The sequence below is a fragment of the Acinetobacter sp. WC-141 genome, from assembly GCF_000313935.1.
In the GTDB taxonomy this organism is placed as follows: domain Bacteria; phylum Pseudomonadota; class Gammaproteobacteria; order Pseudomonadales; family Moraxellaceae; genus Acinetobacter.
Genome location: NZ_AMSS01000073.1, coordinates 1 through 15,058, shown reverse-complemented (window position 1 = coordinate 15,058; position 15,058 = coordinate 1). Strand labels below are relative to the sequence as shown.

Sequence of the window (15,058 nt, the reverse complement as noted above, 5' to 3'; positions counted from 1 at the left end):
CGGCTAGGCTGGCCAATTTTGGTAAATCTGGTTTAACACTTCAGCAGCCACATCTGGGCTTGCAAAAGTGTTGTCTACATTAAATAGAGCAAGAGTATGACTTGAACCTACACCAGTAAGTTTAAGCACATAAGTATTGTCATTTACTTTAATCGTCGCCTGATTACTGCCTTGGGCGATGATGTTGTAATTTAAAGTGCTTAGGGTTGCTTTGGTGTATTGCCAGATCTCGGTTGTATTCCCATCAACTTTTAATAATGGGTTTTTATTACCGTCGGTCACAAGCTGAGGGCGTCCAAGCGCAGTTGTCGTTTGAGCAGATGCATCTGCTGTTGCATTGCCGCCCTGTGTTTGTTCAGGACGTGGCAATGCAAAACGGTTACCACGCTGGTTTTCAAACTTCGGCGCGTGCTCGATAGCGAGCTGGTCAACAGTTGGTGCAGGATACAAAGGTGTCGCTGGTCGTACAGTTGCATCGGCAGGATACTCAAGCGGGGCAAGTTGCTTGGCATTTTTATAATCTAAAGAATGATTATTAATTGCGAAGCGACCACAACCAACTAAACTTAAGGCTGAAACTGCAAGGACTAAACCAAGACGTAATTGCATCATAAATTGCTCTTATTAAATAATTCCCGCATCTTTTAGGGCATTGCGGAGAGGTTCGCGATATTGCTCAGCGAGAGGAGTGAGTGGTAAACGAATACCAGTATCAATCAGTCCCATCTCATGTAGTGCCCATTTCACAGGAATTGGGTTTGATTCGCAAAATAGAATATTGTGTAAATTTGCAATCTTATTGTTAATCGTCTTCGCTTGTTGTTCATCTTTGGCAATTGCAACAGCGCATACTTCACTCATTGCTTTAGGGGCAACATTTGCTGTAACCGAGATATTACCGTCTGCACCAAGAAGCATAAGTTCCCATGCAGTCTCATCATCACCTGAATAGACAGCCATTTTGCCATTTAAAGCTTCGATTAAAGCTTTACCACGAGGTACGTCACCTGTTGCATCCTTAATACCAACAATATTAGGGATCTCTGCTAAACGTACAGCGGTGTCGTTTGCAAGATCTACACCAGTACGGCCTGGTACGTTATAAAGAACAAGAGGTAATTCTACGGCTTCAGCAATCGCTTTATAGTGTTGGTAGAGGCCTTCTTGAGTTGGCTTATTATAATATGGCGTAACAAGTAAGGCTGCATCTGCGCCAAGCTCTTTAGCAGCTTTAGTTAATTCGATTGCTTCACGGGTTGAGTTTGCACCAGTACCGGCAATAATTGGAATACGTTTATTGGCTACACGAATAATTTCTTTAATAACCTGTGTGTGCTCTTCCATGCTCAATGTTGAGGCTTCGCCGGTTGTACCGACGGCTACAATACTGTTTGTACCTTGTTCTATGTGCCACTCAACCAGCTTCTCAAGACCCTTCCAATCTACACCGCCGTCTTTCAACATTGGAGTGACGATTGCGACGATTGAGCCTTGAATGGTCTGTGCTTGCTGAGTCATTTTTAAAAATATCCTATTTATCCATCCGAATCTGAGGTAAGAAAAACAAAATGTGGGATGGTTGCAGTATTTTGATTGTCCAGTTCTAACAATAACAGATTGTTGAATGACAATTATGCAAATTATGACTGATCAGACGCATAAGAACAATACGCCTAACAGATAATCGCGATGTAAACTTGAGGAAAAGATAGGATGTTGTCGTTATTGTAGGGGTGAGAAGGGGAGTAAATATAACAATACAGCTTGATTCAACTGAGCCTTACTTCATATGGGCTTTTTTTATGGCAAGATAGAATGCAATTTTCCCGGTTGGGATTGAAGATGACATGAAAATGAATAAACAACCACAAAATGCGGTTTTAATCGTAGTTGATGTACAAAATGGTTTTACACCGGGTGGAAATTTAGCAGTTGCCGATGCTGATACAATTATTCCAACGATTAACCAAATTGTTGATTGTTTTGAAAATGTCGTTCTGACGCAAGATTGGCATCCGGATAATCATATCTCTTTTGCACAAAACCACTCGGGCAAACAGCCATTTGAAAGCATTGAACTGGACTATGGGCCGCAGGTGCTCTGGCCTAAACATTGCGTACAAGGCACTCAAGATGCCGAGTTCCATCCAGATTTAAACATTCCGAAAGCTCAACTCATTATTCGGAAGGGTTTTCATGCTCATATTGATAGTTATTCGGCTTTTATGGAAGCAGATCAGTCCACAATGACGGGTTTAACGGGCTACTTAAAAGAGCGTGGCATTGATACGGTGTATGTGGTGGGGATTGCTACGGACTTTTGCGTAGCATGGACTGCCTTAGATGCAGTTAAACAAGGTTTTAAAACTTTAGTGGTTGAAGATGCTTGTAAAGCTATTGATTTGAATGGTTCGTTAGAACAAGCATGGCAAACCATGCAGCAACAAGGAATTGTTCGTATTCAATCTATGGATCTGTTGGGTGACCGCTAAGTCTATTGGTCTAGTATTTTAATTTTTAGGGATAGAAAGTATGTCTGCATTACTGCGCTTTACCCAATTTATTCAAAAAACCTTTGCCCTATGGGTCATTGTTTTTGCAGCACTAGCGCTATGGCAGCCTGAATTTTTTGTTTGGCTTAAAGCTTATATTCCATGGATTTTGGGCATTATTATGCTTGGCATGGGAATGACCATGACCGTTGATGACTTTAAAGGAGTATTACAGAGCCCTAAAGCGGTGTTGATTGGGGTAGTGGCGCAGTTTGTGGTGATGCCAGGTTTAGCATTTATCTTATGTAAGTTATTTAATTTGCCTCCCGAAATTGCGGTTGGTGTCATTTTAGTGGGGTGCTGTCCAGGTGGAACAGCTTCAAACGTGATTACCTATATGGCCAAAGGCAATGTGGCTTTATCTGTGGCTTGTACATCGGTATCAACGCTTTTAGCACCAGTATTAACACCAGCGATTTTCTACCTGCTTGCTAGCCAATGGTTAAAGATTGATGCAGCTTCGATGTTTATTTCGATTTTGCAGGTGGTTTTGCTTCCCATTGTGATTGGCCTGATTTTAAGAATATGGCTCAAGCGTCAGGTCGAATCTTACATTCAAGTTATGCCTTTAGTTTCAGTCATCGCAATTGTAGCGATTGTTGCAGCCATTATTGGTGGCAGCAAAGCCGCTATTCTACAGTCGGGCTTACTCATTTTAGCCGTAGTGATCTTACATAATGGATTGGGATATTTGTTAGGCTTTACAGCAGCGCGTTTCTTTAAATTGCCTTATGCAGACAGTAAGGCAATTGCTGTTGAGGTGGGAATGCAAAACTCAGGCTTAGGTGTTGCGCTTGCAGCAGTACATTTTGCAGCGTCGCCTATTACAGCAGTACCAAGTGCCATTTTTAGTCTTTGGCATAATATTTCTGGTCCTGCACTTGCGACTTATTGGGCAAGTCGTAAAGATGAAAATGAAACCACTAAAAGCAAAGTTGAGTAATTTTTTAAAGAGGGTTGGTTGCTAACCAATCTTCAATTTCATTTTCAGAAATTACTTTAAAACCATGGCGCTGTAAAAGTGCCGTGGTGATACCAGTTCCCACAATTTTTTCACCTTGAAAAGTACCGTTATAAATTTTTTGACTACCACAAGACGGACTATTTTCTTTTAAGACGACGCAGCTTGCTTTTATTTGCTGTGCAATTTCTAGAGTGCGGTAAGCACCTTTTAAATATAAGTCTGTCACATCTAAACCGGATGAATCGGTAATTTTTGCCTTGCCATCAAGTACCTCTTGACCTGTTCCTCCCATAATTTCTGCGGGTAAGCGTGGAGTAGTAAAACCACCTAACAACTCTGGACAAAGTGCATGGACTTTTTTATTGATTAATAGCTGCTTTAGTAAAGTATTTGGACAGGATTTACCGTCATATCGAACAGGTTCACCAATTAAACATGCGCTGACTAAAAGCATAGTTTTCCAAACTCAAAGCAAGAGAGATTTTTGTAGATAAAAGAATCATAAACAGAATATGAAATATGACAATTCATTTTAAAAACAGACAAATTAAAAGATTACCAAAATTATGCAATTCATAATTAAGTTATGTATTGCATAATTTAATAGTTTTTAGTAGCATCTAATTCAAGGTAAATGGCCATTGGAGATCCAACAAGGATGTTGGTCTCCATAAATCTATAAATGATTTTTAGGAAAAGACGATTTTTAAGGGTTTAGTGAAAAATCTCAATCGTACTTTTAGATAAGAAAGGACAATGTGTATGGAAAATAAACACCACATGGAACGGGAATTCATCATCAAAGGCTCCACGCTCATCATAACTTCATTTTAGTGACTCGTTTTTTTCTCATAGGATGCGTTGGGTTAAGGCATTTTGACGGTTCAAAGTCTCACCCAATGACGACGTATTCTATAGAGAAAGGAGCTGAGTTCATCAGCAATAGAGATAAACGGAACAGGTAATCACCAGAGGGAAACTAGATGGATATTTTAGAGAACCCATTAGAATTATGCGGTTTTGCATTTATTGAGTTTGTTTCAAAAGAAAATGAATTAGATCCAGTTTTTGAAACAATCGGCTTTTCAAAAGTAGCCAAGCATAGATCGAAAGAAGCGTACTTATGGCGTCAAGGAAATATCAATATTATCCTGAATTATCAGCCAGAATCTTATGCTTCATTCTTCTTTAATGAACATGGTCCATCTGCTTGTGCAATGGGCTTTAAAACACGTGATGCAGCAAAAGCTTTCCAAAAAGCGGTAGAGCTTGGTGCTGAACCAATGTATTCAAAAGTTGGGCCAATGGAGCTCAACATTCCGGCAATTAAAGGTATTGGTGGCATGCCAATCTTTTTAGTTGACCGCGATATTTATGAAAATGACTTTGTGTTCTTTGATGACGCGAAAAGACATCCAGTGGGTGCCGGCTTAAACGAAATTGACCATTTAACTCATAATGTCTACAAAGGTCGTATGGAGTATTGGGCAAACTTCTACGAAAAAATCTTTAACTTCCAAGAAATTCGCTACTTTGATATTAAAGGTGAATATACTGGCTTAACGTCTAAAGCATTAACAGCGCCAGACGGTAAGATCCGTATTCCGTTAAACGAAGATTCGGACAAAGGAAACGGCCAAATTGCAGAGTTCCTATCTGACTTTAATGGCGAAGGTATTCAACATATCGCGTTTATTTGTGATGACTTAATTTCGACTTGGGATAAATTAAAAGCCCTCGGTCTGAAATTTATGACACCGCCACCAAATACGTATTATGAAATGCTACCAGAGCGTTTACCTGAGCATGGTGAACCGACTGAAGAGTTAAAACAGCGCGGTATTTTGCTAGACGGTAATACTAAAGATGGTCAGAAGAAACTGTTATTGCAAATTTTCTCTGAAAACATGATTGGTCCAGTCTTCTTTGAATTTATTCAACGTAAAGATGATGATGGTTTTGGTGAAGGTAACTTCAAGGCATTATTTGAGTCGATTGAACGTGACCAGATCCGCCGTGGTGTTTTAGAAACTAAATAAGCCGAGCTTTATTCCTGATCTAAAAAAACCAAGAGTTTGATCTCTTGGTTTTTTATGGCTGTTGATTAGCGACTTTTAATATATTGATTGATGAGCTTCACTTCATTTTTCAAGATTTCAATCGTTTTACTGTGAGGGTCGACTGGCAAAAACATTTCACTGTCCAATGCGACAATACAAAACTCAATGCTCTGGTTTGAGTTAAACACAGGTAAACCCACTGCATTAATTCCTGTCAGTAAGTCACCTTTCGCTGCCGACATTTCTTGCTGGCGAATGGTTTCTTTGAGCTCTGTAAACGCTTCCCAGTTTTGTGGTGCGATGTTTAGACCAAGCTCTTGATGCTTTTGCCATTCTGTTTCCATTAAGGGGCGAACAAAATGCTCTGGAAGATAAGAAGCAAATAAACGTCCCGCAGCAGAATTGACTAAAGGCATAATTGAGCCGACTTTAGTGACAATCGAAATAGGGTGGTTCGATTCAATCGATTGAACAACCACAGGGCCTTTCGGCGACCATTTACTAATTTGTATGCCGCAACCAATTTTGTTTTGTAGGTCGTAAATTAAATGCTGTACCAGCTGTAATGTGTCGCTATGTTGAACACAGTTTAGACCTAAGCGCCATGCCTGATCACCCAAAGCGTATTGCCCATCATCAAGCTGTTTTGCATATTCCATGCGTATTAGGCTGACCAGATAGCGATGCACTTTGGCAGGATGCATTTCTAGTTTACTAGACAGGTCTTTGAGAATAATAGGTTGATTGTGCTCTAAAAGGGCGTTTAGTACAGATAAACCGACTTCAAGTGATTGAACCCCCCCAGATACTTTTTCTTCAATCATTTAAATACCCTTAATAAAGTTACTTCAGCTGTTAAACAGTGATGTTCAAAACATAAATTGAAATTGCTGCGTTTTACATCATGCCTGAGCCTAGTGAAAAATAGAAATCACCTTTTTCTATTAGCGAAATTGACATGTTTAATAATCAACATTTTTCTAAAATCACGATGCTCTCATTTATAGCGTAATTTTCTAAAAATTTAGCAGTTTTGCATAATATAAATCGGCATTGATATAGAGCTGTTTTTAACAATTCTAATCAATGCCGACTTTTTAGTTGACCCTTTTTAAATTAGGTTCCTAACTCTGCTTCATGTAAGAAATGAGTGTGGTGCGGAGCACGTTTGGTTTTGCTCCATTCCTCTAGCATTTCAGTTTTCATTTCTTCAGTAATTTTTGCAATTTTTTCTTCAGCATGTGCATCGTTATAAGTCAGTTCTAAACGATGGCCATTTGGGTCGAAGAAGTAAATTGAGTGGAAAATACCATGATTGGTTACGCCCAAAACTTTCACGCCATTTTCTTCTAAATGTTGCTTCGCAGCCATCAAAGCATTTAAATCTTCGACTTCAAAAGCAATATGTTGTACCCATTGCGGGGTATTTTCATCTCGGCCCATGTCTGGTTGAGTCGGCAATTCAAAGAAAGCCAAAACGTTGCCTTGACCTGCATCTAAGAATAAATGCATGTATGGGTCAAAGGCTTTAGTTGAAGGCACATGGTCTTCAGCAAAGGCTAAAATAAAGTCCATGTTGAGCATTTTTTTATACCACTCAACAGTTTCTTTCGCATCCTTACAACGATATGCAACGTGATGTATTTTTTTAATGGCAAATGTCATATTAAAACTCCTTTTTACTATTCCCAATCTGGTTGTTGTTCTGGTGCCGCGTTATAGAAGGCTGGGATAGACAAACAATGGTGATAAATCGATTCAATTTTTGGAAACGCAGATAAGTCAATCTTGAAGCGTTTCGCGTTGTAAACCTGTGGAATCAGACAGCAATCGGCAATTGTTGCGTCGTGTCCAAAGCAAAATTGTCCGTTTGAATTTTGAAGTAGCTGTTCGAGATTTTGTAAGCCTTCAATAATCCAGTGTTGATACCAATAATTTTTCTGTTCATCTGAAACGTTTAAATCATTTTTTAAATATTTCAGAACACGCAGATTGTTTAACGGGTGAATATCGCAAGCGATTGCCTGAGCAAAGGCACGGATTTTGGCTCTCTCTTGCACATCGCTTGGAAGTAATTTGGTTTCTGGATATTGTTCTTCCAGATATTCCAAAATACTTAAAGATTGTGACAAGGTTAAATCGCCGTCAATTAATGTCGGAACCAGAGCACTGCGGTTTAACTTTAAATAGTCTTCGCTTTGCTGTTCATTTTTTACCAGATGAACTGGAACAGTCTCATAAGCTAAACCTTTAATATTTAGACCAATCCGTACTCTGTAGGCTGCAGAGCTACGAAAGTAACTATACAGCTTCATAGTCTGGCTCCGAAGTTTCTGCAAAGTCGAACGTTAATGCAGGAATAACCGTATTTCGAACTTCACCGAAGCCAATGCGAATACCATTTTTCTCACAGTGGCCTTTCATAATGAGTGTATCGCCGTCTTGCAAGAAACCACGAGTTTCGCCGTTAGAAAGTGTCAGAGGTTTAGTGGTGTTCCATGTAAGCTCAAGCAAACTGCCATATGAATCTGGTGTAGAACCTGAAATCGTACCTGAACCCATTAAATCACCAACTTGAACGTTACAGCCTCCAATGGTGTGGTGAGTGAGCTGTTGAGACATAGACCAATACATATATTTGAAATTGGTTTTGCAGATCACGTCGCTTTGCGCCGATTTCGGGCTTTGAATTTCAACACTCAAATTAATGTCGTAACTGTTGGCGATATTTTCTTGTAAATAAGCTAAAGGTTTAGGCTCTTGTTTTGGGCCTTCCACTTTAAATGGCTCAAGTGCTTCAAGCGTTACCACCCACGGTGAAATGGCACTGGCAAAGGATTTTGAATTGAAAGGACCTAAAGGCACATATTCCCATTGCTGGATATCGCGTGCTGACCAGTCATTGAGTAATACCATTCCAAAAATATGGTCCCACGCATTTTCAATCGAGATCGGCTGGCCAAGCTCTGTTGGTTTACCAATAACAAATGCTGTTTCAAGTTCAAAATCGAGTTTACGCGATGCAGAAAAAACTGGGCGCTCTTCATTTGGAAGTTTAATTTGTCCAGATGGACGCACAACTTGAGTGCCACTCACGACAACAGAGCTAGCACGACCGTTATAGCCGACAGGCAATTCAGTCCAGTTTGGCAGTAAAGCATTTTTAGGATCGCGGAACATACAGCCTACATTGGTCGCATGCTCTTTAGACGAATAGAAATCGGTATAGCCAGGGACTTGAAGGGGTAAATGCAAAGTTACGCTGTCTTGCTTAACCAAAACTTCTTGGCGCAATGCTTCATTTTCTTGCAGCGTTAAATTATCAACCGAGAGAAGAGACTGAAGTGTCTTACGAACTTTTGACCAGTTGGCTTTGCCAGACTCGATAAATTTATTCAGTGTCAGCTGATTAAAATATGTGTCTTGTTCTGAAAGTTTTAAAAGACCATGTTTTTCAAGAGCTGCGAGATCGAGTACCCAATCGCCAATAGCTACACCGACTTGGCGTTCGCCATCGGCAGTTCTACTAAAAATACCATAAGGTAAATTATGAATTGTGAAATCTGATTGAGGTGAAACTTCAATAAAAGAGTTAAGTTTTTGTTCCATTTTCGCGTCCTTGTCTTTATCTCGGGTCTTATACAAATAAAAGTTCGGCCTAGGACTGAGCTACTCAATAAGTTTTTAACCTTTGCTTAGATCATCTTTTGTCTTATGAGTTTGATATAGACCGAGCACAACCAATTGCTTCATGTCTCTATAATACTGAATTCATCAAATTACGCAATACATAATTTAATTACACATTTCATAATAATTGTCATTTCTTGTATTTTCTGTTTTCATTCGCGGTCATGAGAAAAGTCACGCAATTATTTTTTCATCAATCTCTATGAAAGTTTGATCAATTTATGATATACGTAATTTATTGGAAAAAAATTACGTGACACGGATGAGAATAATCATATGTCAGCACAAGAGCAAGGAAACCTGAAACATGGTTTGAGTAATCGGCACATCCAACTTATTGCATTGGGTGGGGCGATTGGCACAGGGCTTTTTCTTGGTATATCACAATCGATTAAATTAGCAGGTCCATCGGTCATCCTTGGCTATGCAATTGCAGGATTTATTGCTTTTTTAATGATGCGTCAGCTTGGTGAAATGGTGGTTGAAGAGCCAGTCAGTGGTTCTTTTAGTCATTTTGCCTACAAATATTGGGGACCATTTGCAGGGTTCATGTCTGGTTGGAATTACTGGGTACTCAATGTTCTCGTCTGTATGGCAGAACTAAGCGCAATTGGTCTTTACATTCAATATTGGTGGCCGCAAATCCCAACGTGGGCATCTGCTTTAACCTTCTTTGTCTTAATTAATGGCATTAATCTGCTACACGTTAAGTTTTTTGGCGAAATGGAATTTTGGTTTTCTATTGTCAAAATCTTGGCGATTCTGGCAATGATTGGTTTTGGTTCATATTTACTTGCAACAGGTACAGCGGGACCACAAGCAAGCATTTCAAACCTTTGGGCACTCGGTGGCTTTTTCCCATTTGGTGTTGAAGGCTTAGTAATGGCAATGGCAGTCATTATTTTTGCTTTTGGTGGTATTGAGCTTTTTGGTATTACGGCGGCTGAAGCACGTGATCCTGATAAAACTTTACCTAAAGCTGTGAATCAAATTATTTACCGTATTTTGATTTTCTATATTGCGACACTGTTTGTTCTATTCTCGTTATTCCCGTGGAACCAGATGGCAGAAGGCGGCAGTCCATTTGTGATGGTATTTGCTTCTTTAGACAGCCAAGGAATTGCAACGTTATTGAACTTTGTGATTTTGACTGCTGCGGTTTCAGTTTATAACGGTACAAGTTATTGCAGTAGTCGTATGCTATTGGGCCTTGCACAACAAGGTAATGCACCAAAAGTATTTGCACACATTAATAAACGGGGTATTCCAACCAATGCAGTGATCCTGTCTGCTGCGGTGACTATTTTATGTGTATTGTTAAATTACATTTTCCCTGAAAAAGCTTTTGGGTTGCTCATGATGCTGGTAGTTGCAGCGATTGTGATTAACTGGGTGGTGATTTCATGGACACATTTAAAATTCCGTAAATATATGAAAAACCAAGGTCAAACCACTAAGTTCCCAAGCTTTATGTATCCATTTAGCAACTATCTATGCATCGTATTTATGTTGGGCATTTTAATTGTGATGTCTTTAACACCAGATATGCGTGTTGCGGTGATGATGATTCCTGGCTGGATCTTGTGTTTGATGGTGGCTTATCAATTTAAACGTCGAAAACTAAAAGCTGAGCAGTCTTTAACTGCTGTAGAAGCAGATATTTAATAACAGCGTAAGTTTTAGTTATAAAAAGGACGTATCTCATGCGTCCTTTTTTATTTTTAAAATTTAACAACAGAAATTAAAAGATTTTATTATTGTTATAATATAACATTTCTTCAATTTAATGATGAGCAGTCTTCCCATTTTTGGCGAAGATAGAGCATATTTATGAAACGTTATTTAGGTTTAATTTTATTATCTCTTACAGCGTGTAGTACTCAAACGCCCAAGCCAACAACTCCTCTACACACCCACACTTTGCCGCAGCCTAAAAAAACAGTGGTCAGGATAAAACAACAACCTGAAGATTATGTGGCTTGGATTGCAACCGCAGATCACGGACAGTCTGTACAAGCTTATAAGCAATTTCTTAAGCAAAAAGGGCTTGCCAATTTAGTTCCAGACCATGAGTTATTACGCTCGGCTCGCGATTGGCAAAAATGTGGAGTTGAGCCCTATGCAGTGCCCCCACGCGAGATTTGGTCCAATATCGTTCCGACGCTTAGCATTTTAAAAGCATTAGTTGATGATGGTGTGATTAACGATTTTGAAGTGACATCGGCCTATCGAGCTTTATCTTTAAACCGTTGTGCGGGTGGGGCTGATGCTTCTCGACATGTCTTTAATGCAGCGCTTGATTTTCGAATTGGACCAGAACAGCCAAGTGACTTAGACCAATTCAATATTCAACAAACCAAAACTAAACTTTGTCAGTTCTGGGAAACCAAGGGCCAAGCACTTAATATGGGGCTAGGTGTTTATGCTTCGGGACAAATTCATATTGATAGCCAAGGTTTTAGAGCTTGGGGACCTGACCATCACTACAAAACTTCAATTTGTCAGTAACTATAAAAGCAATTTTTTCAAAGACTAAGTGAATTGGCTTAAATAAAACTGGAATAAAAACTTGATCAATAATTATGTTATAACATAACATTGTTGTGGTTTAGAAATAGATTACGCCTGTGATCTGGCCTTACTTAAATGGTCAGTAAAGATCAGTTTAAATATTATTCAAAGAGATCAAGCCATGCGCACTGCAATCGCCAACTCATTTGCCAAGCTTCCCGTTACTGTTTTATCGGGCTTTTTGGGTGCAGGAAAGACCACATTACTCAACCATATTTTAAATAATCGTGAAGGCCGCCGTATTGCCGTGATTGTTAATGATATGTCTGAAGTGAATATTGATGCGGCATTAGTACGCGAAGGTGGGGCGGAGCTTTCAAGAACAGATGAAAAGCTGGTTGAAATGAGTAATGGCTGTATCTGTTGTACTTTACGTGAAGACTTATTGGTTGAGGTTAAACGTTTAGCCGATGAAGGGCGCTTTGATCAATTGGTGATTGAATCGACTGGCATTTCTGAACCACTACCTGTTGCAGAAACCTTTACCTTTGAAGATGAAGATGGAAACTCACTCAATGAGTTTGCTCGACTCGACACCATGGTCACGGTAGTCGATGCTTTTAATTTTCTTAAAGATTACGGTTCAGCCGACTCACTGCAACAACGGGGCGAGTCTTTAGGCGAGCAAGATGAGAGAACTGTGGTCGACCTTCTCATCGACCAGATTGAGTTTTGTGATGTAATCGTGCTGAATAAAATTGACCTGATTGATCAGGTTCAGCAAGACCAACTCATCGCGATTTTAAAAACTCTAAACCCGCGTGCTCGAATTGAAATTGCTCAATTTGGAAAGATCGATTTAGATAAAATTTTAAATACACAGCTATTCGATTTTGATGAAGCTGCACAAGCACCGGGTTGGTTAAAAGAATTGCGCGGCGAACATACGCCAGAGACCGAAGAGTATGGAATCAGTAGCTTTGTTTACCGGGCCCGCCGACCTTTCCATCCAGAGCGTTTTTATGATTTGGTGCAGGCTGAATGGCCGGGTGTCGTCCGTTCTAAAGGCTTTTTCTGGCTGGCTGCTAAACCGACATTGGCTTATTCATGGTCACAAGCGGGTGCGATGGCTCGGCATGGCTTAGCAGGTTATTGGTGGGCGGCTGTTGCAGAAGAAGACTGGCCAAGTGACTTAGACAGCATCGAACAAATTAAACAGGTCTGGGACGCTCAAACAGGTGATGCACGTCAGGAGCTGGTGTTAACTGGTATGCAAATGGATGAGCAAGCCTTAATAGAACGCTTAGACCGTTGTTTATTAAGTGATGAAGAAATGGCTTTAGGTCCACAAGCTTGGCAGAACTGGTCTAATCCTTTTAAGCAAGATGATGAAACCATGTTGATTGCTTAATTAAAAAAGCCCCTATTTTAAAGGGGCTTTTTTTTTATGATTTATCTTTAATGAAAACCTTTCGAATGTAGCTGTTAAGCGGTGTTGAATAATATTTTTCAATCGCGGCACTGATAATAAAGGTCAGAACCAAATAGCCAATTAAAAGCATAATTTTGATGCCCGCTTCAGTTTGAGCGGGAACAAAGGCAACTTTCATAAGACCCAGCACAACCAGATGAAACAAATAAGTTTCATAACTTCTTTGCCCCAACCAGACCATCACTTTTGTAAATAAGTTATGCGCTTGCGTTCTTGACGGATGTTGAAAACACAAAATCAGTAAGCCTGTGGCAAGAGCAAATAAGCTGATACCCCAAGTACTCACTTCTTTAATTGGTGCATATAAATATAGAGCGACCATGCTCAAAATAATCAACCACGAAAGAGGTTTTTTATAGACCCAATTTGGCTGGTATTTATGAGAGAAAATGGCAGTTAAACAGCCAATGGCTATACCATCAAAACTCGAAAAATAATGATATAAATAAGCGCCGCTTTCTTCTCCAAAATGGAGAGACCTAAAATAAGGTCCGTATAAAATGACTCCAATCAGTACAGCAATAAAGACCTTATTACTACGCGTGAATAGGCACAATAATGGAAAAACAAAGTAAAAAACTTCTTCTACAGAGAGCGACCACAACACGCCCAAAGCATAGTTTACCCAACCGAATTTAATAATCAGGATATTCATCCAGAAGGTTAAAGCCGCAAAAATTGTTAGTGGATAGGAAACCTCGGCGAATTCAAACATGAGGTGCGACAGTTTCAAAAGCCATATGATAATCAACAAGCTGAGCAAATTTCTCTAATGGTGTAAGCCAATCTAACGCCTTTCTAGGACGAGTATTCAGTGACATGGCAACTTGATTTAAATAATGCTGATCTGCCTGATTTAAATCAATCCCTTTAGGTAAATATTGCCTAATTAAACCATTCATATTTTCGCATGTGCCTTTTTGCCAAGGTGAATGTGGGTCACAGAAATATACATCTATGCCTAAATCTTCTTCGAGTATTTTATGTTCTGACATCTCGCGTCCACGGTCATAGGTCAACGTTTTACGCAGTTCTGCAGGTAAATATTTCAGAGCTTCAGTTAAAGCCTTGCGCACTGATTCTGCCTTTGCATCAGGTAATGTTGCCAAGATACAGAGCCGTGTATTTCGTTCAATAAGTGTTGCTATCGAACTTTTATTGTCTTTACCTTTAATTAAATCAGCTTCCCAATGACCCGGTATTTTTCTTTCTTGAACTTCGGCTGGGCGCTCATGAATAGTTTTAATATCCTGTAATATAGAATCTTTTTTAGGTTCACCGTTAGCTTTTCGCTTTTTATTTTCATGACGCAGACAGGATAATAAGTCTTTTTTCAACTCACCCTTTGGTAATGCTCGTATCGTTGAATAAATCGTTGTATGGCTTACATTCATTGTTTGATCCAAATCAGGAAATGTCTTTAAACGCTTTGCTATTTGCTGAGGAGACCATAAACAACGGATCGCTTCAACAATAAATTTCCAGAGGATTGAATCGATTTTGAGTTTTCTGTGACCACGTCTACGTCTAGCGAAGGTGTTATCAGAAGCATATCGAGCTTGATAAACGTCATTGATGCTATTTCTTTTAAGCTCACGATAGATCGTACTAGGATGTCTTTTAATGAGTTCAGCAAATTTTCTGGCTGAAAAGCCTTCTTTTCTTGACTCAAGCATTAATGCAGTACGATCTTCAAAGTTAAGATGATGGTATGACAATTTTATATACTCCATAAACCCTTTAAATTAATTAGGTGGTTTATGTCGCACTTCAAGTTTTACTCTGCCAT

14 protein-coding genes and 1 pseudogene are annotated in these 15,058 nt (G+C 39.5%); 6 read left to right on the top strand and 9 right to left on the bottom strand.

The features are described from left to right. Window positions 1-3: 3 nt before the first annotated feature. Both ACINWC141_RS14660 and dapA read right to left on the bottom strand, forming a co-directional pair. Window positions 4-609, bottom strand: a complete 606-nt coding sequence (locus ACINWC141_RS14660; RefSeq protein WP_081400179.1) for a lipoprotein-34 precursor (NlpB) — start codon at window positions 607-609, stop codon at window positions 4-6. A 15-nt stretch (window positions 610-624) separates the two neighbouring features. Continuing rightward, entirely contained in the window at window positions 625-1,518 is an 894-nt protein-coding gene (gene dapA, locus ACINWC141_RS14655) for a 4-hydroxy-tetrahydrodipicolinate synthase (RefSeq protein ID WP_009392466.1), read from the bottom strand. 329 nt (window positions 1,519-1,847) lie between these two features. Between dapA and pncA the strand changes: the two genes are divergently transcribed. Continuing rightward, the gene (gene pncA, locus ACINWC141_RS14650; RefSeq protein ID WP_009392459.1) at window positions 1,848-2,492 is read left to right on the top strand and encodes a bifunctional nicotinamidase/pyrazinamidase; all 645 of its coding nucleotides are present in this window, start codon (window positions 1,848-1,850) and stop codon (window positions 2,490-2,492) included. A gap of 40 nt (window positions 2,493-2,532) precedes the next feature. Then, window positions 2,533-3,495 carry a bile acid:sodium symporter family protein gene (locus tag ACINWC141_RS14645; RefSeq protein ID WP_009392474.1) on the top strand — a complete coding sequence of 321 codons (963 nt, stop codon included), beginning with the start codon at window positions 2,533-2,535 and terminating at the stop codon, window positions 3,493-3,495. 4 nt (window positions 3,496-3,499) lie between these two features. On the opposite strand, the gene ACINWC141_RS14640 is transcribed toward ACINWC141_RS14645, so the two are convergent. Beyond that, window positions 3,500-3,970 (bottom strand): 2-thiouracil desulfurase family protein, encoded by a 471-nt coding sequence (locus ACINWC141_RS14640; RefSeq protein ID WP_009392413.1) that lies wholly within the window; start codon window positions 3,968-3,970, stop codon window positions 3,500-3,502. A gap of 529 nt (window positions 3,971-4,499) precedes the next feature. On the opposite strand from ACINWC141_RS14640, the gene hppD reads away from it, so the two are divergent. After that, the gene (hppD, locus tag ACINWC141_RS14635) at window positions 4,500-5,555 is read left to right on the top strand and encodes a 4-hydroxyphenylpyruvate dioxygenase (protein WP_009392376.1); all 1,056 of its coding nucleotides are present in this window, start codon (window positions 4,500-4,502) and stop codon (window positions 5,553-5,555) included. A 65-nt stretch (window positions 5,556-5,620) separates the two neighbouring features. Here the strand turns inward: hppD and ACINWC141_RS14630 are convergent, their stop codons facing one another. From ACINWC141_RS14630 to fahA, 4 genes are all read right to left on the bottom strand, one after another. Further along, a complete protein-coding gene (locus ACINWC141_RS14630) occupies window positions 5,621-6,400 on the bottom strand; it encodes an IclR family transcriptional regulator (RefSeq protein WP_005300427.1) in 780 nt (259 codons plus the stop codon). Between the two features lie 292 nt (window positions 6,401-6,692). Then, entirely contained in the window at window positions 6,693-7,241 is a 549-nt protein-coding gene (locus tag ACINWC141_RS14625) for a VOC family protein (RefSeq protein WP_009392377.1), read from the bottom strand. A gap of 17 nt (window positions 7,242-7,258) precedes the next feature. Beyond that, entirely contained in the window at window positions 7,259-7,891 is a 633-nt protein-coding gene (gene maiA / locus ACINWC141_RS14620) for a maleylacetoacetate isomerase (RefSeq protein ID WP_009392442.1), read from the bottom strand. Next, window positions 7,878-9,185, bottom strand: a complete 1,308-nt coding sequence (gene fahA / locus ACINWC141_RS14615) for a fumarylacetoacetase (RefSeq protein ID WP_009392427.1) — start codon at window positions 9,183-9,185, stop codon at window positions 7,878-7,880. Before fahA ends, maiA begins: the two co-directional genes overlap by 14 nt. A gap of 357 nt (window positions 9,186-9,542) precedes the next feature. Between fahA and ACINWC141_RS14610 the strand changes: the two genes are divergently transcribed. The 3 genes from ACINWC141_RS14610 (at window position 9,543) to zigA (ending at window position 13,188) form a co-directional block, all read left to right on the top strand. Continuing rightward, window positions 9,543-10,931, top strand: coding sequence for an amino acid permease (locus tag ACINWC141_RS14610; RefSeq protein WP_009392403.1), 1,389 nt, complete (start codon window positions 9,543-9,545; stop codon window positions 10,929-10,931). Between the two features lie 165 nt (window positions 10,932-11,096). Continuing rightward, window positions 11,097-11,774 carry a D-Ala-D-Ala carboxypeptidase ZrlA gene (gene zrlA / locus ACINWC141_RS14605; RefSeq protein ID WP_009392469.1) on the top strand — a complete coding sequence of 226 codons (678 nt, stop codon included), beginning with the start codon at window positions 11,097-11,099 and terminating at the stop codon, window positions 11,772-11,774. Between the two features lie 184 nt (window positions 11,775-11,958). Further along, entirely contained in the window at window positions 11,959-13,188 is a 1,230-nt protein-coding gene (zigA, locus tag ACINWC141_RS14600) for a zinc metallochaperone GTPase ZigA (RefSeq protein WP_009392375.1), read from the top strand. A gap of 34 nt (window positions 13,189-13,222) precedes the next feature. Here the strand turns inward: zigA and ACINWC141_RS14595 are convergent. Both ACINWC141_RS14595 and ACINWC141_RS14590 read right to left on the bottom strand, forming a co-directional pair. Next, window positions 13,223-13,969: pseudogene (locus ACINWC141_RS14595) on the bottom strand (acyltransferase family protein); the annotation flags it as partial. 7 nt (window positions 13,970-13,976) lie between these two features. After that, window positions 13,977-15,002 carry an IS30-like element ISAba125 family transposase gene (locus tag ACINWC141_RS14590; RefSeq protein WP_004994718.1) on the bottom strand — a complete coding sequence of 342 codons (1,026 nt, stop codon included), beginning with the start codon at window positions 15,000-15,002 and terminating at the stop codon, window positions 13,977-13,979. Window positions 15,003-15,058: the final 56 nt, after the last annotated feature.

Excerpts from the sequence above, each read along its gene's own strand:
- maiA (WP_009392442.1), bottom strand. The coding sequence starts at position 7,891 with ATGAAGCTGTATAGTTACTTTCGTAGCTCTGCAGCCTACAGAGTACGG.
- fahA (WP_009392427.1), bottom strand. The coding sequence starts at position 9,185 with ATGGAACAAAAACTTAACTCTTTTATTGAAGTTTCACCTCAATCAGAT.
- ACINWC141_RS14610 (WP_009392403.1), top strand. The coding sequence starts at position 9,543 with ATGTCAGCACAAGAGCAAGGAAACCTGAAACATGGTTTGAGTAATCGG.
- hppD (WP_009392376.1), top strand. The coding sequence starts at position 4,500 with ATGGATATTTTAGAGAACCCATTAGAATTATGCGGTTTTGCATTTATT.
- zigA (WP_009392375.1), top strand. The coding sequence starts at position 11,959 with ATGCGCACTGCAATCGCCAACTCATTTGCCAAGCTTCCCGTTACTGTT.
- ACINWC141_RS14645 (WP_009392474.1), top strand. The coding sequence starts at position 2,533 with ATGTCTGCATTACTGCGCTTTACCCAATTTATTCAAAAAACCTTTGCC.
- ACINWC141_RS14625 (WP_009392377.1), bottom strand. The coding sequence starts at position 7,241 with ATGACATTTGCCATTAAAAAAATACATCACGTTGCATATCGTTGTAAG.
- dapA (WP_009392466.1), bottom strand. The coding sequence starts at position 1,518 with ATGACTCAGCAAGCACAGACCATTCAAGGCTCAATCGTCGCAATCGTC.
- ACINWC141_RS14630 (WP_005300427.1), bottom strand. The coding sequence starts at position 6,400 with ATGATTGAAGAAAAAGTATCTGGGGGGGTTCAATCACTTGAAGTCGGT.
- pncA (WP_009392459.1), top strand. The coding sequence starts at position 1,848 with ATGAAAATGAATAAACAACCACAAAATGCGGTTTTAATCGTAGTTGAT.
- ACINWC141_RS14590 (WP_004994718.1), bottom strand. The coding sequence starts at position 15,002 with ATGGAGTATATAAAATTGTCATACCATCATCTTAACTTTGAAGATCGT.
- ACINWC141_RS14660 (WP_081400179.1), bottom strand. The coding sequence starts at position 609 with ATGCAATTACGTCTTGGTTTAGTCCTTGCAGTTTCAGCCTTAAGTTTA.
- zrlA (WP_009392469.1), top strand. The coding sequence starts at position 11,097 with ATGAAACGTTATTTAGGTTTAATTTTATTATCTCTTACAGCGTGTAGT.
- ACINWC141_RS14640 (WP_009392413.1), bottom strand. The coding sequence starts at position 3,970 with ATGCTTTTAGTCAGCGCATGTTTAATTGGTGAACCTGTTCGATATGAC.